This window comes from Streptacidiphilus sp. PAMC 29251, from assembly GCF_054208735.2.
On record NZ_CM135725.2, the window covers coordinates 9,053,180 to 9,071,781 of the forward strand.

General features: G+C 71.3%; 16 protein-coding genes and 4 pseudogenes. 10 read left to right on the top strand and 10 right to left on the bottom strand.

Features of this window, described 5'->3' with window-relative positions; genetic code table 11:
- Window positions 1–80: 80 nt before the first annotated feature.
- A pseudogene (locus ACXKR8_RS43245) lies at window positions 81–263 on the bottom strand (hypothetical protein); the annotation flags it as partial.
- A gap of 385 nt (window positions 264–648) precedes the next feature.
- Here ACXKR8_RS43245 and ACXKR8_RS43250 point away from each other — a divergent pair.
- From ACXKR8_RS43250 to ACXKR8_RS43260, 3 genes and pseudogenes are all read left to right on the top strand, one after another.
- A complete protein-coding gene (locus ACXKR8_RS43250) occupies window positions 649–1,041 on the top strand; it encodes an ankyrin repeat domain-containing protein (protein WP_458270002.1) in 393 nt (130 codons plus the stop codon).
- Between the two features lie 59 nt (window positions 1,042–1,100).
- Window positions 1,101–1,622, top strand: coding sequence for a GNAT family N-acetyltransferase (locus ACXKR8_RS43255; RefSeq protein WP_458270003.1), 522 nt, complete (start codon window positions 1,101–1,103; stop codon window positions 1,620–1,622).
- 67 nt (window positions 1,623–1,689) lie between these two features.
- Window positions 1,690–2,260: pseudogene (locus ACXKR8_RS43260) on the top strand (DoxX family protein).
- Window positions 2,261–2,267: 7 nt separating this feature from the next.
- Here ACXKR8_RS43260 and ACXKR8_RS43265 read toward each other — a convergent pair.
- Window positions 2,268–2,933, bottom strand: coding sequence for a phosphatase PAP2 family protein (locus ACXKR8_RS43265; RefSeq protein ID WP_458270005.1), 666 nt, complete (start codon window positions 2,931–2,933; stop codon window positions 2,268–2,270).
- A gap of 120 nt (window positions 2,934–3,053) precedes the next feature.
- On the opposite strand from ACXKR8_RS43265, the gene ACXKR8_RS43270 reads away from it, so the two are divergent.
- Window positions 3,054–3,803, top strand: a complete 750-nt coding sequence (locus ACXKR8_RS43270) for a hypothetical protein (protein WP_462100082.1) — start codon at window positions 3,054–3,056, stop codon at window positions 3,801–3,803.
- A gap of 5 nt (window positions 3,804–3,808) precedes the next feature.
- Complete coding sequence (locus tag ACXKR8_RS43275) at window positions 3,809–4,504, top strand: GDSL-type esterase/lipase family protein (protein WP_462100083.1); 696 nt, start codon at window positions 3,809–3,811, stop codon at window positions 4,502–4,504.
- A gap of 14 nt (window positions 4,505–4,518) precedes the next feature.
- Here the strand turns inward: ACXKR8_RS43275 and ligD are convergent, their stop codons facing one another.
- The gene (gene ligD / locus ACXKR8_RS43280) at window positions 4,519–5,559 is read right to left on the bottom strand and encodes a non-homologous end-joining DNA ligase (protein ID WP_458270007.1); all 1,041 of its coding nucleotides are present in this window, start codon (window positions 5,557–5,559) and stop codon (window positions 4,519–4,521) included.
- Between the two features lie 75 nt (window positions 5,560–5,634).
- Between ligD and ACXKR8_RS43285 the strand changes: the two genes are divergently transcribed.
- Window positions 5,635–6,702, top strand: a complete 1,068-nt coding sequence (locus ACXKR8_RS43285; protein ID WP_458270008.1) for an ATP-dependent DNA ligase — start codon at window positions 5,635–5,637, stop codon at window positions 6,700–6,702.
- Between the two features lie 7 nt (window positions 6,703–6,709).
- Here ACXKR8_RS43285 and ACXKR8_RS43290 read toward each other — a convergent pair whose 3' ends face one another.
- On the bottom strand, window positions 6,710–8,182 hold the full coding sequence (locus ACXKR8_RS43290; protein WP_458270009.1) for a DHA2 family efflux MFS transporter permease subunit: 1,473 nt from the start codon (window positions 8,180–8,182) through the stop codon (window positions 6,710–6,712).
- Between the two features lie 49 nt (window positions 8,183–8,231).
- Complete coding sequence (locus tag ACXKR8_RS43295) at window positions 8,232–9,881, bottom strand: APC family permease (RefSeq protein WP_458270010.1); 1,650 nt, start codon at window positions 9,879–9,881, stop codon at window positions 8,232–8,234.
- Between the two features lie 186 nt (window positions 9,882–10,067).
- Between ACXKR8_RS43295 and ACXKR8_RS43300 the strand changes: the two genes are divergently transcribed.
- From ACXKR8_RS43300 to ACXKR8_RS43315, 4 genes and pseudogenes are all read left to right on the top strand, one after another.
- Window positions 10,068–10,922, top strand: a complete 855-nt coding sequence (locus tag ACXKR8_RS43300; protein ID WP_462100084.1) for a PIG-L family deacetylase — start codon at window positions 10,068–10,070, stop codon at window positions 10,920–10,922.
- Window positions 10,923–11,030: 108 nt separating this feature from the next.
- Window positions 11,031–11,597: pseudogene (locus ACXKR8_RS43305) on the top strand (carbohydrate-binding protein); the annotation flags it as partial.
- Window positions 11,598–11,670: 73 nt separating this feature from the next.
- Window positions 11,671–13,767 carry a carbohydrate-binding protein gene (locus ACXKR8_RS43310; protein ID WP_462100085.1) on the top strand — a complete coding sequence of 699 codons (2,097 nt, stop codon included), beginning with the start codon at window positions 11,671–11,673 and terminating at the stop codon, window positions 13,765–13,767.
- 137 nt (window positions 13,768–13,904) lie between these two features.
- Window positions 13,905–14,147: a discoidin domain-containing protein gene (locus ACXKR8_RS43315; protein ID WP_462100086.1), complete on the top strand. Its 243-nt coding sequence runs from the start codon at window positions 13,905–13,907 to the stop codon at window positions 14,145–14,147.
- A gap of 98 nt (window positions 14,148–14,245) precedes the next feature.
- Here the strand turns inward: ACXKR8_RS43315 and ACXKR8_RS43320 are convergent.
- The 5 genes and pseudogenes from ACXKR8_RS43320 to ACXKR8_RS43340 form a co-directional block, all read right to left on the bottom strand.
- Window positions 14,246–15,425, bottom strand: a pseudogene (locus ACXKR8_RS43320) (GDSL-type esterase/lipase family protein).
- Window positions 15,426–15,492: 67 nt separating this feature from the next.
- Window positions 15,493–16,062 carry a TetR/AcrR family transcriptional regulator gene (locus ACXKR8_RS43325; protein ID WP_458270014.1) on the bottom strand — a complete coding sequence of 190 codons (570 nt, stop codon included), beginning with the start codon at window positions 16,060–16,062 and terminating at the stop codon, window positions 15,493–15,495.
- A gap of 88 nt (window positions 16,063–16,150) precedes the next feature.
- Window positions 16,151–16,519: a VOC family protein gene (locus tag ACXKR8_RS43330; protein ID WP_458270015.1), complete on the bottom strand. Its 369-nt coding sequence runs from the start codon at window positions 16,517–16,519 to the stop codon at window positions 16,151–16,153.
- Between the two features lie 10 nt (window positions 16,520–16,529).
- The gene (locus tag ACXKR8_RS43335; RefSeq protein WP_458270016.1) at window positions 16,530–17,552 is read right to left on the bottom strand and encodes an LLM class flavin-dependent oxidoreductase; all 1,023 of its coding nucleotides are present in this window, start codon (window positions 17,550–17,552) and stop codon (window positions 16,530–16,532) included.
- Window positions 17,552–18,502 (bottom strand): ATP-grasp domain-containing protein, encoded by a 951-nt coding sequence (locus tag ACXKR8_RS43340; RefSeq protein WP_458270017.1) that lies wholly within the window; start codon window positions 18,500–18,502, stop codon window positions 17,552–17,554. The genes ACXKR8_RS43335 and ACXKR8_RS43340 overlap by 1 nt, the downstream gene beginning before the upstream one ends.
- Between the last annotated feature and the right edge of the window lie 100 nt (window positions 18,503–18,602).

Here is an 18,602-nt window from a genome sequence, read left to right on the forward strand (position 1 = left end):
GCATGGCGAGCGCAGCGGGCGTGGCTGGCACGGCCGGCGTGGCGGGGCGCGGTCACGGCGGGTGGGCTCAGAACTTGATGCCCGCTGAGGAGGCCGGCCAGGCTGGCGCCGCCGGCCGTGATGCTCGGGGCGATCGCGGTGCCGGCCAGGTAGAAGCCGAACAGGGCGCAGACCAGCGCGTGCGAGATCTTCATCCCGTCCTTGCGGAAGAAGAGGAAGGCGATGACGCCGAGCAGGACGACTCCGGAGATGGAGAGAATCACGTGGAGCTCCTCGATGTGGTGGGGACAGGCGCGGGGATGACGCCTTGACGGACGAGGTTGGTATCGACGGATCAGCAGGTGATAACAGAATGTCCCTATATAGTGACAAAAAGTGACAGAAAACGGATAGGCGCAAACGGGTGGTTTTTCCGTTAAAGCCGCAACCAAGCCGCAGTCAAGGCGATCGTGTCCGTCGGTACGGCCCGGTCGCGCGCGGCGCGCGGCACGTTCGCCCGTACGGGTGCCCTGGTCGGCCGTGGTGACCGCATGCTGGGACGGCATGCGCGCCGGGGTGAGTAACGGGACGTGAACCCGTCACACTGGCGTGGCTCGCGCGGTCGTACGGGCGTGCGGGAATCGAATGGACGTTGAGGAGTGGTGGGCGATGAGTGAGCCGGTTGACCCCGAACTGGTCGAGCTGGCGGGGCGGGTCTTCGACGCGGCACGGGCCGGGGACGCACCCGCGCTGGCCGCCTATGTGGACGCGGGCGCGCCCGCGGACCTCTGCAACGACCGCGGCGACTCGCTGGTGATGCTGGCCGCGTACCACGGCCATGCCGACGCCGTCCGCACCCTCCTGGAGCGCGGCGCCGACGCCAACCGGATCAACGACCGGGGGCAGACGCCGCTGGCCGGGGCGGTGTTCAAGGGCGAGGACGCGGTGATCGAGGCGCTGCTGGCCGGCGGCGCCGACCCGCACGCCGGGCAGCCCTCGGCGGCGCTGACGGCGGAGATGTTCGGGCGCACCGAGCTGGTGAAACGGTTCGGCTCCTACTGAGGCCCGGCGCTCATCCAGTCCATTTCATTGCGGCGCCGGGCACGGCTTAAGCTCCTCGGATGGATATTCGAGTCGTGGGCTATGCCCACCCCGACGCACAGCGCCTCATTGCCGAGGTCCAGGAGGAGTACGTCCGGCGCTACGGCGATCCCGACATCACCCCGGTCGACCCGGCCGAGTTCGACCTGCCGCGCGGCCTCTTCGCCGTCGTCTACGACGAGGACGGCCGCGCCGTCGGCACCGGCGCCTGGCGGGCCCGCGAGGCCGGTGAGACCGGCCTGGCCGACGGCGACGCCGAGCTGAAGCGGATGTACACCGTGCCCTCGGCGCGGGGACGCGGCCTGGCCCGGCGGATGCTGCGCTTCCTGGAGCAGGAGGCCAGGAGCGCCGGGCGGCTGCGGGTCGTGCTGGAGACCGGCACCGAGCAGCCCGAGGCGCTGGCGCTCTACGCCTCCGAGGGCTACCTCCCGACGGTGAAGTTCGGCATCTACCGGGAGCACCCGATGAGCGTCTGCCTGGCCAAGCCGCTCGACGCCGGCGAACTGACCGGGGCTCAGGCCGCGCAGACCGCTCAGGCCTAGCGCGCGAACGCGGGGGATCCGCAGCAGACTGGGTGCTGTTGCTGTCCCCAGCGAAAGGCCGCATGCCATGCCCTGTCTTCACCGCAAGGACCTCGGACTGCTGACGCTGCGGCTCGGCGTCGGCGGCGTGCTGTTCGCGCACGGCTCGCAGAAGCTGCTCGGCTGGTTCGGCGGCGGCGGTCTGGAGGGCACCGCCAAGGGCATGGAGAAGATGGGCTTCACCCCCGGCAGGCAGAGCGCCATCGCGGCCGGGCTCGGCGAGGCGGGCGGCGGCGCGCTGCTCGCCCTCGGCCTGGCCACCCCGGCGGGGGGCGGCGGCCGCGGGCGCGATGGCGGGCGCGGTCTCGGTGCACGCGCCGGCCGGCTTCTTCAACCACACCGGGGGCTACGAGTACCCGGCCTTCCTCGGCTTCGTCGCCGCGAGCATCGGCCTGGCCGGACCCGGCCGCTACTCCCTCGACCACCTGACCCGGCACCGCCTGGACCGTCCGACCACGGTGCTGCTCGCCTTCGCGCTGAGCGCCGCCGCGGCGACCGCGGTGGTCAGCCGCCGGGCCGTACCGGCCGCGGCTCCGTCGGACGAAGCGGCGGAGGACCAGGCACTGGACGACGGCACCGACGAGGCATGGGACGCCTGAGGCTCCCTCAGTCAGCCGCTGGGTCCACGGGCGGCTGATCGCGGCCCACCCGCCGCAGCAGGGCGGCCAGCGGCGGCAGCAGCGCGCAGCTGAGCGCGCCCGCCAGCAGCCAGCCGGCCAGCACGTCGGTGGGCCAGTGCACGCCCAGATAGACCCGGCTCGCCCCGACGGAGCCCGCCCACAGGGCCGGTAGCACGCAGACGGCCAGTCGGGCCGGCCGGCCGCGGCAGTGGCCGAGCAGGGCCGCGGCCAGGCCGACGGCGATCAGCGCCGAGGTGGTGGCGTGCCCGGAGGGCATCGCGGCGCCTCCGGCCCGGGCGGCCCAGTCCGGCCGCGGCGGACGTGGCCGGCTCAGCGCGGTGGCGAGGCTCAGCCGCAGCGCCTCGGCCAGGGCCAGGGCGACGACGCCGACCAGCGCGCCGCGCCAGCACCAGGCCAGGCTGCCGGTGGCGATCGCCCCGGCCAGGGCCGCCAGGGCGTAGGCCGGCGCGCCGGTGCCGGTGGTCGTCACGCCGATCGCGGCGTCGGTCCAGCCGGTGGTGCGCCGCTGCAGCGCCCAGCGGTGCACTGAGGCGTCCAGCCCGAAGGGCGTCCCGTGGCGGAGGGCCACCACGGTGACGAGCGCGGCCAGCAGCGTGAACGCCGTGGCGGCAAGCCAGAAGCGCAGGCGCATGGCAACCCTCCGGTCCGAGCGCACCGTACGGTGGGGTGGGGTGGGGACGGTGCTGATTGTCGTCTACCTCCTTGTAGACATTCGAATCGCCGGACCGTCGGCCCGACTGAACAAGGGGGAGTGTTCGTGCGTCTGTGGCTGCGTCGGCTGCTGTCAGCGGTGTCCGCCCTCCTGGTGCTGCTGGTCGTCGCGGGCCTTTCGGTCTGGCTGTCGGTGCGGGTCACCCCGCTGCAGTCGGTGTCCGCGATCGGGCAGAGTGTGCAGGTGGGGGCCGCTTCACCGAGCCTGAGCCCGTCCGGGCCAGGGGAGTTGGACCTGTTCGGCCAGGTCATTCCGACCCGGCCGCGGTTCGACGGACCCATCCGGCCGCGGCTGAGGCTCACTCACATCTCGCTGAACGCCCAGGCGAACACCATCACCAAGCCGGGGCAGCAGGGGGAGGTGGAGGCCGGCCTCAGCCGGGCGCTCACCTCCGGCTGGACCCGCTACCTGCTGTGGGAGTCCCTGATCGCGGTCGGCTTCGCGGCACTGATGGCGGTCGCCATCGCCGGGATCGCCCGCTCCAGCCGCGCCGCGATGTTCCGGATCCTGGCCGCGGCGGTGGTCGCGGTCTGCGCCCTGAACGCGGTCGGCGTCTATCTGCTGGCCTCCTCGACCCCCAAGGCGCTGCGGCAGGTGCGCAGCGTCGCGGACCTGGTCGGGGAGAGCCCGGCCGCTGCGCCCACGCCCGGCGGACCCGCCCTCGGCGGAGTCCAGGCGGTGGTGATCGGCGACTCCACCGCGGCCGCGATCGGCAACCCGCTGGTGGCCCACCCAGTGCCCTGGACAAGGCCTGCGGCCGCAGCCGGGACTCCTACGCGGTCGACCTGAGCACGGTGAACCACTGGAACACGCTCAATCTGGCCTGCAGCAGCGCCACCATCCGCGACGGGCTGGTGGACCCGCAGCAGCTGGGGACCGTCCAGGCGCCGTCGCAGCTCTCGGTGGCCGCGCAGGCCTCCAAGGCGTCGGTGGTCATCGTCAGCATCGGCGCCAACGACATCCACTGGTCCGCGCTGACCGCGCTGTGCGCGGCCGCGGACGCCTGCGACGACCGGGCCTCCACCGCCTACTTCCAGCAGCAGATCGCCGGGTTCGCCACCGACTACTACGAGTTGCTCGGCGACCTGGCCGCGCTGCCGCAGCACCCCCGGGTGCTGATCAACGAGTACTACAACCCCTTCGGCGAGGACGTCGACTGCCTCAAGCCGCAGGGCATCACCGCGGCCAAGGCCAAGATCCTGCAGTCCCGGCTGGACGGCCTCAACACCGTGCTCCGCCAGGGCGCGCGGACCTTCGACTTCACCGACGTGGCCCAGCACTTCGAGGGGCACCAGCTCTGCAGCGACCAGTCCTTCGTCCAGGGCCTGGACGCCGACGCCCCGCTGCACCCCAACGCGGCCGGCGAACTGGCCATCGCCCTCGCCGACCAACAGGCCCTCACCGAGGCCACCCCGAGCCCCAGCCCCAGCCCCAACGGTACCGCGACCGGCGCCGGCACCCCGAGCTCCACCGGCACCCCCACGCCCTAGGGTCGTCGAGGCGCTCAGGCCTCGGGGTCAAGCTCAGCGTCGGGCTCGGGCTTGGCCTTGGCGCGGCTCGGTTGGACCCGTTTGGGTTCGCCGGCCATCTTCGGGTGGTCCGGCGGGTAGGGGAGGTCGCCGAGGCCGTGGTCCCGCTGGTCGCGGTCGGCGAGTTCCAGGGCGGGGGTGAGGTCGAAGGCGTGCTGGTCCAGCTCCGCGTGCAGGTCGCCGACCTCGGCGTAGCGGGCCGGCATCGAGACCAGGTCGAAGTCCCGCGGTTCGACGCTCTCCAACTCCTCCCAGCGCAGCGGCGCGGAGACCGGGGCGTGCGGAAAGGGTCGGACCGAGTAGGCCGAGGCCATGGTGCGGTCCCGGGCCATCTGGTTGTAGTCGACGAAGATCTTCTCCCCGCGCTCCTCCTTCCACCAGGCCGTGGTCACCTGCTGCGGCCGGCGCCGCTCCAGCTCACGGGCCAGCGCGATGGTCGCCCGGCGCACCTCGACGAAGGTCCAGCGGGGCTCGATCGGCACGAACACATGCAGGCCCCGTCCGCCGGAGGTCTTCGGCCAGCCGCGCAGCCCGGCCTCGGCCAGCACCTCCCGGAGCTCGGTCGCGGCGGTGACGGCCTCGGCGAATCCGGTGCCGGGCTGGGGGTCGAGGTCGATCCGCAGCTCGTCGGGGCGGTCGGTGTCGGCGCTGCGCACCGGCCAGGGGTGGAAGGTCAGGCAGCCGCGGTTGGCGGCCCAGACCAGCGCCGCGACCTCGGTCGGGCAGGTCTCGTCGGCGAAGCGCCCGCTGGGGAAGGTGATCCTGGCCGTCGGGATCCAGTCCGGGAGCTCCTTCGGCGCCCGCTTCTGGAAGAACGAGGAGCCGGTGACGCCGTCCGGGTAGCGCTCCAGGGTGGTCGGCCGGTCCCGCAGCGCGCGCAGGGCGCCCTCGCCGACCGCCAGGTAGTACTCGGCCAGGTCGCGCTTGGTGAGACCGCGCTCCGGGAAGTACACCTTCTCCGGGTGCGTCACCCGTACGGTTCGCTCGCCGACCTGCAGTTCCAGTGGCTCTGCCATGACCTCACGCTAGAACCCCGCCCGGGCCCGCGCCTCCGGGAGGCGGCGGGCGGGGGGCCGTCCGACAATCGGATCATGGACCTTCCTGTGATGCCGCCGGTCAAGCCGATGCTGGCGAAGGCCGCGGCGGCCATTCCGCCCGGCCTGCAGTACGAGGCCAAATGGGACGGGTTCCGCGCCATCGTGCACCGGGACGGGCCGGAGATCGTGATCGGCAGCCGCACCGGCAAGCCGCTCACCCGCTACTTCCCCGAGCTGGTGCGGGCGCTGCTGGAGCAGCTGCCGGACCGCTGCGTGGTGGACGGCGAGATCATCCTGGTCTCCGGCGACCGGCTGGACTTCGACGCGCTGCAGGAGCGGATCCACCCGGCCGAGTCGAGGATCCAGCTGCTGGCCGAGCGCACCCCGGCCTCCTTCGTCGCCTTCGACCTGCTGGCCCTCGGCGACTCCGCCCTGCTGGACACCCCGCTGCGGGAGCGCCGCCCGGCGCTGGAGCAGGCCCTGGCGGCCGTCACCGGGCCGGTGCATGTGGCGCCCGCGACGATGGACCTCGCGGTGGCGCAGGAGTGGTTCAGCGTCTACGAGGGAGCGGGCCTCGACGGTGTCATCGCCAAGTCCCCCGAGCTGCTCTACCGCCCGGACCAGCGGCTGATGGTGAAGGTCAAGCACGAACGGACCGCCGACTGCGTGCTGGCCGGCTACCGCGAGCACAAGAGCGGCCCGGTGATCGGCTCGCTGCTGCTCGGACTCTACGACGCGGCTGGCCGGCTGCAGCATGTGGGCGCGTGCGCGTCCTTCCCGATGCGCCGCCGCGAGGAGCTGATGGCCGAGCTGGCCCCGCTGCGGATGGACGACCCGGCGCGGCACCCCTGGGCCGACTGGCGGAACGAGGAGGCGCACGCCACCGACCGGATGCCCGGCGCCCCCAGCCGCTGGAGCAGTGGCAAGGACCTGGAGTGGACCCCGCTGCGGCCCGAGCGGGTCTGCGAGGTCGCCTACGACCACATGCAGGGCGACCGCTTCCGGCACACCACCCAGTTCCGCCGCTGGCGCCCGGACCGCGAGCCGGAGAGCTGCGGCTTCGACCAGCTGGACGAGCCGGTGCGCTACGACCTGGCGAGCGTGCTGGCTCGCCCCAGTTGACGGTACGTCAGCCGGTTTGCCGGTGCGCCGGGTCGGCGTCACGTGCCTGCGGGACGCGGCCGGGAGGGCCGTTCCGCCACCGTCCGCCGCTGACGCCGTCGCGCATCCGCAGGGCGGTGTAGAGGGCGCACAGCAGCGCGATCACGGCCAGCACCAGGTAGGCCGTCCGGTAGGCGCCGACCGGGGGAGTGCCGACCGAGCCGGACTGCCGCAGCGTCGAGGCCGCCAGCACGCCGGACACCAGGGCCGGGGCCATCCCGCCGGACATCTGCCGGAGCACCATGTTCAGCGTGGAGGCCCGGCCCACGTCCGCCTGCTCCACGGTGGCGAAGGTGGCCACCATCGCGGGCATGAAGACCGCGCCCATGCCGACCCCGAGCAGGAACATGTAGCCGCGGAAGGTCCAGATGTCGGTGTGCAGCCCGCAACTGGTCATCGCGGCCAGCACCAGGCCGACGCACAGCAGGCCGCCCGCTATCAGCCGGCGCGGGCCCAGCCTGCCGTACACCCGGCTGACCACCTGGACCATGGCCAGCACGCCGATCGCCTCGGTGAAGGTGCTCGACCCGGACTCGACCGCGCTGAACCCCCGTCCCTCCTGCAGGAACAGCGGGGCCATGAACATCGCCCCCTGGAACGGGATCAGCCCGAACAGGTTGACCACCCCGGCGTCCCGGAACATCCGGGTGCCGAACAGCCGCAGCCGCAGCATCGGCTCGGCGATCCGCAGCTCCAGGGCGACCGTCGCGGCCAGCAGCAGCGCGCCGGCGAGCAGTGCGGCCAGGATCGGCGCGGACGTCCAGCCCCGCTGCGCCCCCTCGCTCAGCCCGTACATCAGCGAGCCCATGCCGGCCGCGGCGAGCAGCAGTCCGGGCAGGTCGAAGCGGCCGGGGGCGGGCTGCCGCTGCTCCTTGAGGCAGAGCAGGCCGAAGGCGACGGTGGCCAGACCGACCGGCAGGTTGACGTAGAAGACCCAGCGCCAGGAGAAGCCGTCCACCAGGAAGCCGCCGAGCAGCGGGGCGACGGCCGGGGCCATCTGCTGGGGGACGGTCATGAAGCGGGACACCCGCACCCGCTCCTGGGTGGTGAAGGTGCGGAACAGCATGGCGTTCGCCACCGGGGCGAGCATCCCGCCGGAGAGGCCCTGCAGACCCCGGTAGGCGACCAGCTCGCCGAGCGACCCGGCCGTGCCGCAGAGCGCGGACGCGGCGGTGAAGGCGACCATCGCGATCAGCAGCACCCGCTTGGTCCCGAACCGGTCGCCGAGCCAGCCGGAGGCCGGGATCACCATGCCGACGCAGACCGGGTAGACCACCACCACCCCGTCGATCGCGGCGGCCGAGACATGGAACTGCGCGGCGATGGACGGCAGCGCCACGGTGGTGATGGAGGCGTCCATCACCACCAGGAACAGGGTGAGGACGAACATGGTGGGCACGACGAACCGCTGGCTCACACTCCGCTGGCTCCGCTCGAACATATGCTGAGCATACTCACCATGTGTCAGGGCTGAACATGCCCCTCGTCACTTACATGTTGTCCGCGGCAACGGCCTCGGGGGCCTGCGCCGGGGGCAGGCTCCGGCCGGCCCGTACCGCCCAGACGAACACCGCCGCCGCGACCGCCGCCACGGTGATCGAGTCGTACGGCGCCGGGAGGTGGTCCGAGCCCTTGAACGAGCCCAGCCAGGAGAGCAGCGTCAGTGCCAGCAGATAGACCACCAGCCAGGAGCCGCTGAGCAGTTCGGCGCGCAGCGAGGGGCGCGCGGACCGCTGCTCCGGCGAGTGCTCGGGGCGGAGGAAGAAGAAGATCAGCAGCCCGATCAGCACCATCGGCAGCGCCAGCCGCAGATCGTGCCAGCCGGACCAGTAGACGAACTCGCTGGCCACCACGAAGCTGACCGGCGCGATCCAGACCAGCCCCGGCACCCAGCCGCGGAGCCCGCCGTCCGAGCGGCCGCGGAAGACCGAGACGGCGACCGCGGAGGCGGCGTAGATCAGCAGGTACATGTCGCCCATCACGCTGACGATCTGCTGCCAGCCGCTGAACGGCAGCAGGAAGACCACGATCACGGCGAGGTTGAGCAGTAGGGCCCGGTGCGGGATGCCGTGGCGTCCCACCCGCATGAAGAAGCGCGGCAGGGTGCCGTTCTTGGCCAGCGCGTAGGTGTGCCGGGCGTCGATCGCCACCCCGACGTAGGCCGAGCCGCCGGGGGAGACCACCGCGTCCACGTAGAGCAGGCTGGACACCCACTGCAGGTTGAGGATCAGCGCGAGCTGGCCGAACGGCGAGTCGAAGGTCACGCCGGACCAGCCGTGGCCGAGCAGGCGCTCGGGGACGGTGTAGAGGAAGGCGAACTGGAGCGCCAGATAGAGCACCAGGGCCAGCCCGATGCCGCCCAGGACCGAACCCGGCATGCTGCGGCGCGGGTTGCGGGCCTCGCCGGAGAAGTCCAGCGGGGCCTGGAAGCCGTTGAGCGAGTAGACGATGCCGCCGCCGGCCAGCGCGCTGAGCACCGCGGCGTAGCCGTAGGGGGCGAAGCCGCCGTGGGCCGGGTCGGACAGCCGGCCGGAGTGGAAGCCCGAGGCGAACAGCGCGACCACGGTGAGCACCGGGACGACCACCTTGAAGACCGACACCAGGTTGTTGAAGCGGGCGAAGAGCTTGACCCCGAACCAGTTGAGCAGGGTGAGCACCGCACTCAGCGCCAGCGCCACGGCCAGGCCCCGGCCGGTGAGGCTGCCGTCGTGGTAGACCCATGGGAGGTAGTGCCCGGCGTACTGCATGATCGCGCTGATCTCGGCGGCGGTGCCGCCCACGGACAGCAGGGTGGACCAGCCGATCAGCGTCCCCACCAGGCGTCCGCTGGCGAACAGCGGCCAGCGTACGGTGCCGCCGCCCTCCGGCCGGGACACCCCGAGCTCCACCATCACCAGGGCGACCAGCGCGCACAGCAGCCCGGCCGCGAGCCAGGCCAGGATCGCGGCCGGGCCGGCCGTCTGCGCCGCGTACATCGCGGCGAACAGCCAGCCGGAGCCGAGGATGTTGGAGAAGCCGATCGCGGTGAGGCCCCAGAAGCCGAGGTCGCGGCGGAGCCTGCGTTCCTCGGTCAGCGCCTCGGGGGCGGCCGGCTGGGCGTCCTGACTGGCGTCCTTGCCGGCGTCCTGACTGTCCGACACGCGTTCCTCGTTCCGTCGTCCCGCTGGGCCGGGGCCTGAGCTGTCAGGTTACCCATGAATCGTGACATGTCCCGCACTGAAATCCTGGCAGGCCAGGCGTCATGAGCCGGACGCGCGCAGCGCATAGGGTGGGAGGGTGCCGTTCGCACACCGCTTCTCCCGGACTCTCTCGGAGGTCTGCAACCGATGGATCGTCAGCTGACGTTGATGGCCGTGCACGCCCATCCCGACGACGAGGTGCTGTCCACCGGCGGGGTGCTGGCCAATGCCGCGGCCGAGGGCATCCGCACCGTCCTGGTCACCTGCACCAACGGGGAGCAGGGGGACGGGCCCGGCGGCATCAAGCCCGGCGAGCCCGGACACGACGAGGCGGCAGTCCGCGCGCTCCGGCTGACCGAGCTGGCCGAGTCGGTGGGCCTGCTGGGCATCTCCGACGTGGAACTGCTGGGCTACAGCGACTCGGGCATGGTCGGCTGGGAGGCCAACGCCCGCCCGGAGGCCTTCGCCAACATCCCGCTGGACCAGGCGGCCGACCGGCTCGCCGCGCTGATGGAGCGCTACCGGCCCGATGTCGTGGTCACCTATGACGAGAACGGCAACTACGGCCACCCGGACCACATCCAGGCGAACCGGATCACCGTGGCGGCGATCGAAAAGAGCGGGATTCCGGCGAAGTTCTACCACACCGCGATCTCCCGGAGCGGGATGACCAGCCTCTTCGCGTACCTGCGTGAGACCGGCGCCGACCTCGGGGACTTCGAGCCGTCCGACGACTTCGGCACCCCGGACGAGCTGATCACCACCACGGTGGACGTGTCGGCCCAGGTGGACCGCAAGCGCAAGGCGCTGGAGGCGCACGCCAGCCAGGGCGACAGCATCTTCATGCTGCGGATGCCCGAGGCGGGGCAGCAGCGGATGTTCGGCCAGGAGTCCTTCGTCCGGCAGTTCAGCCGGGTGCCCACCCCTGAGCACGAGGACGACCTGTTCGCGGGCTGCGCTAGCGGGCTGCGTTGGGTTCCGGAACCGCGCTATCCAAGTTGAGTATTTTCATGAGTGTGCCAAAGCCTTGCGTACCGCTGTCGATGCGGCTACGTTCCCCTGCGGCGTGCTGCTTTCCGCTGCGCACGCACCTCGCAGGGAGGGACACCCATGAGGCACCGCTCGAACGCAGCTCCACGCGCCTGGACCGGACTGGTCGTCACCGCGTTAGTCGCCGCATCCGCGCTGGTCCCGCTCACCGGGGCGGCGGCCGCGGCGGCCACCACCGCCCCTGCGGCCACCACCACCGCCGGGGCGACGGTCCCGTTCACCAGCTATGAGGCCGAAGCAGGCACGCTCAGCGGCGGAGCCACCGCCGTGTCGCTGACCGCCGCGCCGACCACCCAGTACTCGAGCCCGGCGGTGGAAGCGTCCGGGCACGCGTACGTGCAGCTCACCGGCACCGGCCAGGGCGTGCAGTGGACCAACAGCACCGGTGCGCCGATCAGCGCGCTCAACCTCCGGGAGAGCATTCCGGACTCGGCCACCGGCGGCGGCACCACGGCGACCCTCGACCTCTACGTCGACGGGGTGTTCCGGCAGGCGCTGAACCTCAACTCCCGGCAGAGCTGGTTCTACGAGGGCGGCGACAACCACTACAACGGCAGCGACCAGAACCCGGCCGACGGCGACCCCCGTGAGTTCTTCGACGAGTCGCACACCTTCGTCACCGGCGCGCCGATCGCCGCCGGCAGCACCATCACGCTGAAGAAGGACGCCGCCAACACCGCCGCGTTTCTACTACATCGACGTGGTCGACGTGGAGAACCCGCCGCCGCCCGCGGTGCAGCCCGCCAACTCCATCTCCATCGCCAGTTGCGGCGCGGTGGCCGACAACACCCCGACCAACGGGTCCGCGGACAGCGCCGCCGTCGACAGCACCGCGGCCATCCAGAACTGCATCAACCAGGCCCAGACCCAGGGCAAGATCCTGTGGATCCCGGCCGGGACCTTCTACCTCAAGGGCACCACGGGCCTGAAGGCCCAGGGCATCACCATCGCCGGCGCGGGCGAGTGGTACAGCACGATCTACCGCGACGTGCCGCTGCCCAACAGCACTCCGTTGGCCGCCACCTTCGAGCTGACCTCGTGCAATGTCCACGACTTCCACATCGACACCGACTCCACCAGCCGGGAGATGGTCGACGGCGGCGGCGGCGCGATGGACACCTCCGGGACCAACTGGGTCGCCGACAGCATCTGGAGCCAGCACGTCGAATCCGGCTACTGGGCGTCCGGCACCGGCGGGACGGTCCAGAACGCCCGGGTGACGGCGGTGTGGGCGGACGGCATCAACCTCAACAACGTCTCGCTGAACAACACCGTCGGCAACAACATCACCGCGACCAACAACTTCGTCCGCGGCACCGGTGACGACGGCATGGCCATCAACTCGGTGGACTACAACACCGATTCCAATGGCAACAAGACCTACTACACCCCGATGTCGCACATCACGATGACCCACAACACCGTCATCGCGCCCTGGGGCGGCAAGGGCATCGGCATCTACGGCGGCAGCAACCAGGACGTCGAGAACAACTACATCGCCGACACCGCCCGCTACATCGGGCTCGGCGCCGGTCGGTTCGGCGTCAACGGCAGCGACCTGCTCACCGCCACGGTCAACGGCAATGTCGTGGTCCGCTCCGGCGGCAACGGCTACAGCCAGGGCCAGCCGGCGCTGCAGGTGGGCAATGGCGGCGACGGCCAGAACGTGGGCATCGTCGACCATGTGACCGTCACCAACAACACCGTGCTCAACTCACTGTACGACGGGGTGGGCTTCTCCACCTCCACCAACACGCTGCTGCAGAACAACACGGTCACCTCGCCCGGGCGCAACGGCATCGTCATCCAGCCGCCGTTCTACCCGGCGCCGACCGGCTCCGCCACCATCACCGGCAACACCGTCACCGGTCTGAGCAGCGGCATGGTGCCGTACGTCAACAACTCGTCCGGCTTCACCGCCACGCTGAGCGGCAACAGCTGGCAGAGCGGCGGCGGCACCCCGGAAGGACCGTACGGCGGAACCGCCGCAGCCGTGCCCGGCCTGGTCCAGGCCGAGAACTACGACACCGGCGGCCAGGGCCTCGGCTACAACGTCGCCTCCGTCAACGGCAGCGGCAACAGCTACGGCGGGGACGGCGTCGACCTGGAGGCCACCTCGGACACCGGCGGCGGCTACAACGTCGGCTGGACCTCCGGCGGCCAGTGGTTCCGCTACACCGTCAACGTCGCCACGGCCGGCACCTACACGGTCAGCCTGCGGACCGCCGCGCCGAGCGCGGTCACCGGCGCCCTGCACCTCTCCAACGCCGCCGGGACCAACCTCAGCGGCGCCGTCAACCTGCCGGCCACCGGCGGCTGGCAGACCTGGGCCACCGCCACCGCGCAGGTGGTACTGCCGTCCGGACAGCAGGTGCTGACGGTCAATCAGGACAACGGTGGCTGGAACCTCAACAGCCTGCAGTTCGCCCTGGCCGGCGGCGGCGGTTCCGCGTCGCTGACGACCAGTCCGTCCGCGCTGAGCTTCGGCAGCCAGGTGGTGGCCACGACCAGCGCCGCCCAGGCGGTCACGGTCACCAACACCGGGACGGTGGCGGCCTCGGTCGCCTCGGTCGCCGCGACGGGTGACTTCAGCCAGACCAACACCTGCGGCACGGCGATCGCCGCGAAACGCCTCCTGCACCGTCAGCGTCAGCTTCAAGCCGACCGCCACGGGTGCCAGGACCGGTTCGCTGACCATCACCGGCAGTGCGACCAACAGCCCGAGCACGGTCACGCTGACGGGCACCGGAACGGCGGCCGGCAGCACCAACCTGGCCGCGGGGCGGCCGACCAGTGAGTCCTCGCACAATGACGTCTACGGGTCGGGCAATGTGACCGACAGCAACCAGGGCTCCTACTGGGAGAGTGCCAACAACGCCTTCCCGCAGTGGGTGCAGGTGGATCTGGGATCGTCCCAGTCGGTTGAGCCGGGTGGTGCTGCAACTGCCGGTCGGCTGGGGCGCGCGGGACGAGACGCTGTCCCTGCTCGGCTCGACCGACGGAGCGACCTTCAGCACCGTGAAGGCCTCGGCGACCTACACCTTCACCCCGTCCAGCAACAACACCGTCACCATCACCTTCCCGGCCACGTCGCAGCGTTATCTGCGGGTCAATGTCAGTGCCAACACCGGCTGGCCGGCCGCCCAGATCTCCGAGTTCCAGATCTGGAACCAGTAACCAGTAACCGGTAACCGGTAACGCACCAGGACGCGGTTCCGCCGCCGGGCTTCGGCTCGGCGGCGGAACCGCGTTCTGTGCGTCCGCGCGCGGTGTGGTCAGGCGCTGGGCGCAGTCGGGAAGGGGCCGTCGGCGGTGAAGGCCAGCGCGGCGAAGCGCTCGCCGATGCGGCGGTGGGTGGCGGCGTCCGGGTGGAGCCGGTCGGGCAGCGGCAGCTCGGCGGTGTCGTCCGGGCCGTAGAGGTCGAGGCCGTCGAGGTAGTGCAGGTTCGGGTCCTCGGCCGCGCGCTGCCGCACGATCCGGGCCAGCTCCTGCCGGATGACGACCAGGGACAGTTTGCCGCCGGCGCGCTCGGCGGGATCGCCCATGGCCTTGAACCGCAGCTGTCCGCTGCTGAGGTCCGGGGCGCTGGGGCCCGGGGTGTCCTCGTGGATGGGGCAGAGGATGGGCGAGACGACCAGCAGCGGTGCGGTCGGGTGGCCCTCACGGATGGTGTCGAGGAAGCCGTGGAGCGCCGGGGTGAAGGCACGCAGCCGCATCAGGTCGGTGTTGACCAGATTGATGCCGATCTTGAGGCTGATCAGATCGGCGGGGGTGTCCCGCATGGTGCGGGCGGTGAACGGGTCGAGCAGGGCGCTGCCGCCCAGGCCCAGGTTGATCAGTTCCACGCCGCCGAGGGAGGCGGCGAGCGTGGGCCAGGTGGTGCTGGGGCTGGCGGCGTCGGAGCCATGGCTGATCGAACTGCCGTGGTGCAGCCACACCTGGCGGCCGTGGTCCGTCGCGGGCTCGACCGGGGCGTCGGTGCGCAGCGCGACGAGAGCGGTGCTCTCGTTGTGGGGCAGCCAGATCTCGATGTCCTTGAGGCCGTCCGACAGGCCGCTGAAGCGGAGGGTGCCGGGCGGTCCTGACTGGTGCGTGGCGGACCCGTCGGTCATGTCGATGCTCAGTGTGTTGCCACCGGTCACATTGCCCTGGTCGGCAAGGCGGCCGTCGACGAGCAGGTCGTAGACCCCGTCCGGACGGGGCGGGTAGCCGACGTAGGCGCGCTTGGTGGGCAGGGTGTCCAGTTCGACGGCGGTGGCCCGGCTGCGGAAGACCAGCCGCACCCCGGAGGGCTGGGCCTCGGCCATGGCCAACTGCGGGTCGGTGTTTCTGCGCGCGGGCCCAGGCCGGCAGCCGGTGCGGCAGCAGGCCGTGCTCGGTCTGCTGCAGGTCGATGGCGCCGCGGACTATGGCCGAGGTGATGGGCGTGGTGATCCAGTGCTGCTGGGTGCTCATGGTGTGGCCTACCGGTCGAGATCGTTGGGTTGGCTCGGGGAGGGGGCGGAGCGGAGGGGGCGGGGCGTCAGGGCGCGGGCCAGTTCCGCAGCAGGGCGTCCAGGGCGTCCAGGGTCCGGAGCCAGGTCTGCTGGGTGTCGGGGGCGCTGTGGCTGAAACCCCCGCCCATCTCCAGGGACACATAGCCGTGGAAGACGCTGCCCAGCAGCCGGACCGCGTGGGTCTGGTCCGGCTCGGTCAGGTCGTAGCCGCGCAGCAGCGCCCGGGTCATCTGGGCGTGCCGGACGCCGGCGCTGGCGGCCGCGGTCTCCGGATCGAGCCTGAGCTGGGCGGCGGTGTAGCGGCCGGGATGCTCGTGGGCGTAGTCGCGGTAGACATTGGCCAGGGCGCTCAGGGCGTCCTTGCCGGCCCGGCCGGCCAGGGCGTCGGAGGCCCGGTCGGCGAGCTCCTCCAGGGCGAGCAGGGCGATCCTGGTCCTGAGGTCCTGCGCGTTCTTCAGGTGCGAGTACAGGCTCGCGACCTTGACGTCGAACCGCCTGGCCAGCACGGAGAAGGTCACCTGGTCGAAGCCGACCTCGTCGGCGAGTTCGGCTCCGGCCAGGGTGAGGCGTTCCGTGGTCAGTCCTGCGCGTGCCATGACCTTCCTCCCTTTCGACAAGACCCACCGTATATTTGCCTAACACTTATAGGCAAATGGGTATATCGCTTAGGGAATCGGTCGAGCGTCAGTGCAGGCTCAGGCAGAAGGGATGCCCGGCCGGGTCGAGGAGGACCCGCCACCGGTCGCTGTCCGGCTGGTACTCCGGTTTGGCCGCGCCCAGCTCCAGCAGCATCGCCTCGGCCTCGTCGAGGTCGTCCACCGCGAAGTCGAGGTGGAACTGCTGCGGCACGGCCTGTCCTGGCCACTCGGGGGGCCGGTAGTCGTCCACCCGCTGGAAGCCGAAGAAGAGCCCGTCCGCGCGGGTCAGCCCGGCGAATTCCCCGTCGGACTCGGGGTGGGGCTCGAAGTCGGTGACCTGTTGGTAGAACGCCGCCAGCGCCTGGGGATCGGCGCAGTCGAAGTTGATCGCGGTCAGCTTCATTCGCAGGGGCACGGGCACTCCGTCAAGGTCGGTTCGGGGCGATGACGTCACGGCCGAAGCGTTCCATCTCGCTGTGTTGGGGCGAGAACTGAAGCAGCATCAGATCGACCCCCGCCCGCTCGTAGGCGTCGATCCTGGCGGTGATCTGCTCGGGGGTGCCGATCAGATTCGCGCGCAGGCCGCGGTTGGAGACGCTGTACTCCTGCAGCGAGACCTCGGACTCCAGATGCGAGCCCTCCACGAAGTCCTGGTAGGAGGCGTAGGCCTCGGGGGAGGAGCGCACGTCCAGGATCCGGCGCAGCTCCTGCTGCGCCTCCTGCTCGGTGTCGCGGCAGATCACATAGCCGGAGACGCCGAAGCTGAGCGGGGGGAGGCCGCGGGCCGCCCGGCGTTCGCGCATGTCGGCGATCTTGGCGGCGATGGTCTCCGGCGGATCGCCGTGCATCACGTAGGCGTCGCCGCGGGAGGAGATCAGATCCTTGGCGGTGGGGGATTCACCGCCCATGTAGACGGTCGGCCGACGGCTCGGTTTGGGTTCCAGCACCGCGCCCTCCAGGTCGTAGAGGGCGCCGTGGTGGGTGACCGTCTCCTCGGTGAGCAGCCGGTGCAGCACCTCCAGCCATTCGTCGGTGCGGGAGTACCGGGCGTCGTGCACGTCGAAGGGGACGCCGTACTGGGCGGCCTCGTCCTTCCACCAGGAGGAGACCACATTCAGGCTCAGCCGGCCGGGGGCGATGGTGTCCAGGGTGGACAGGGCCTTCGCGGTGAGCGCGGGCTGGTGGTAGTTGGGACGCACGGCGAGCATGAGTTCGAGCTGGGTGGTGACCGCGGCGACGGCGGGGGCCAGGGTCCAGGCGTCGATGCTGGGGGCGCGGTGACCCTTGATGTCGTTGAGGTTGAGTTCGGCGATCAGGGTGAGGTCGAAGCCCTGGCGCTCGCTGGCGACGGCGAGGTCGCGGAGGTACGGCCAGGCGACGGACATCCCCTCGTCGGGGACGTTGCGCAGCCAGCCGCCGAAGATCGGCATCCAGTACCCGTAGCGCATCAGCGGTTCTCCTCCTGGTCGCTCGACTCCTCGGCGATCAGTCGCTTCAGCAGGCGGGCCACCTGTTGCGGCCCGGAGCGCGGCGCGGCGGCGTCGACCTCGGGGTTGTAGTTGGTGTTGGTGTTGACGTCATAGGTGACCAGGCGGCCGTCGGTGGTCTCGATGAACTCGAAGCCGGCCACCTCGATACCGTGCCGGCGGGCGAAGTCCAGGTACTGCTTGAGCACCGGGTGGTCGAAGCCCTCGCGCAGCGCGAACAGGCTGGGCGCCGGCTGGTTCGGTGCGAGCGGGTCGCCGTCGATGGCGCAGGCGTCGGCCGGGCAGAGCTGGAAGCCGCCGCGGGCGGTGTCGGCGGTGAGCGCGTACACCACCTCGCCGTCCACCACCTCGACCCGGGTGATCTGCGGCTCGGCGGCGACCAGGTACTCCTGGAGCAGGGTGATCCCGTCCACGGGCGGCTGGTAGCCGGGGTCGGCGAGATGGTCGACGAGGGCGTCGGTGCTCTCGAAGAGGGCGACCCCGAGCCCCTTGCCGCCCTGGTTGTGCTTGGCGATGAAGGGCGCGGGCATCCTGGTCGCCGCGTCCACCAGCGCGTCCCGGCCGACCACGGCCAGTGTGCGGGGGACCTCGATGCCGGCCGCGCGCAGGGCGGTGAGCTGGTCGACCTTGCTCATCTCCAGCTCCAGCACCCGGCGGCCGTTGATCACCCTGCGGCCGTGCGCCTCCAGCCAGCTGAGCACGGCACGGGTGTGGTCCTTGGCCAGCCCATGGCCCCGGGTGTGGGCGGAGGCGCTCATCCTGGACCAGAAGACGCCCTGCGGCGGCTCGGCGTCCAGGTCGAGCAGGCCCGCGCCGAGCAGCCAGGGCTCATGGTCCACGCCCTCGGCCGCGAAGGCGGCGGCGAACGGCGGGTACCAGTCCGGGTTCTCGTGGATCACATAGGCCTTCACCCGGGGTACCGCCCTTCGCCGTTCCGCTCCGCCCGCGGTCCGAGGCTAGCGCACGACATGTTGCCGCAGTACGCGCTCAATACTCGGCGGCGATGATGGT

Excerpts from the sequence above, each read along its gene's own strand:
- ACXKR8_RS43255 (WP_458270003.1), top strand. The coding sequence starts at position 1,101 with ATGGATATTCGAGTCGTGGGCTATGCCCACCCCGACGCACAGCGCCTC.
- ACXKR8_RS43335 (WP_458270016.1), bottom strand. The coding sequence starts at position 17,552 with ATGCGCTACGGGTACTGGATGCCGATCTTCGGCGGCTGGCTGCGCAAC.
- ACXKR8_RS43265 (WP_458270005.1), bottom strand. The coding sequence starts at position 2,933 with ATGCGCCTGCGCTTCTGGCTTGCCGCCACGGCGTTCACGCTGCTGGCC.
- ACXKR8_RS43285 (WP_458270008.1), top strand. The coding sequence starts at position 5,635 with ATGGACCTTCCTGTGATGCCGCCGGTCAAGCCGATGCTGGCGAAGGCC.
- ACXKR8_RS43290 (WP_458270009.1), bottom strand. The coding sequence starts at position 8,182 with ATGTTCGAGCGGAGCCAGCGGAGTGTGAGCCAGCGGTTCGTCGTGCCC.
- ACXKR8_RS43300 (WP_462100084.1), top strand. The coding sequence starts at position 10,068 with ATGGATCGTCAGCTGACGTTGATGGCCGTGCACGCCCATCCCGACGAC.
- ligD (WP_458270007.1), bottom strand. The coding sequence starts at position 5,559 with ATGGCAGAGCCACTGGAACTGCAGGTCGGCGAGCGAACCGTACGGGTG.
- ACXKR8_RS43325 (WP_458270014.1), bottom strand. The coding sequence starts at position 16,062 with ATGGCACGCGCAGGACTGACCACGGAACGCCTCACCCTGGCCGGAGCC.
- ACXKR8_RS43250 (WP_458270002.1), top strand. The coding sequence starts at position 649 with ATGAGTGAGCCGGTTGACCCCGAACTGGTCGAGCTGGCGGGGCGGGTC.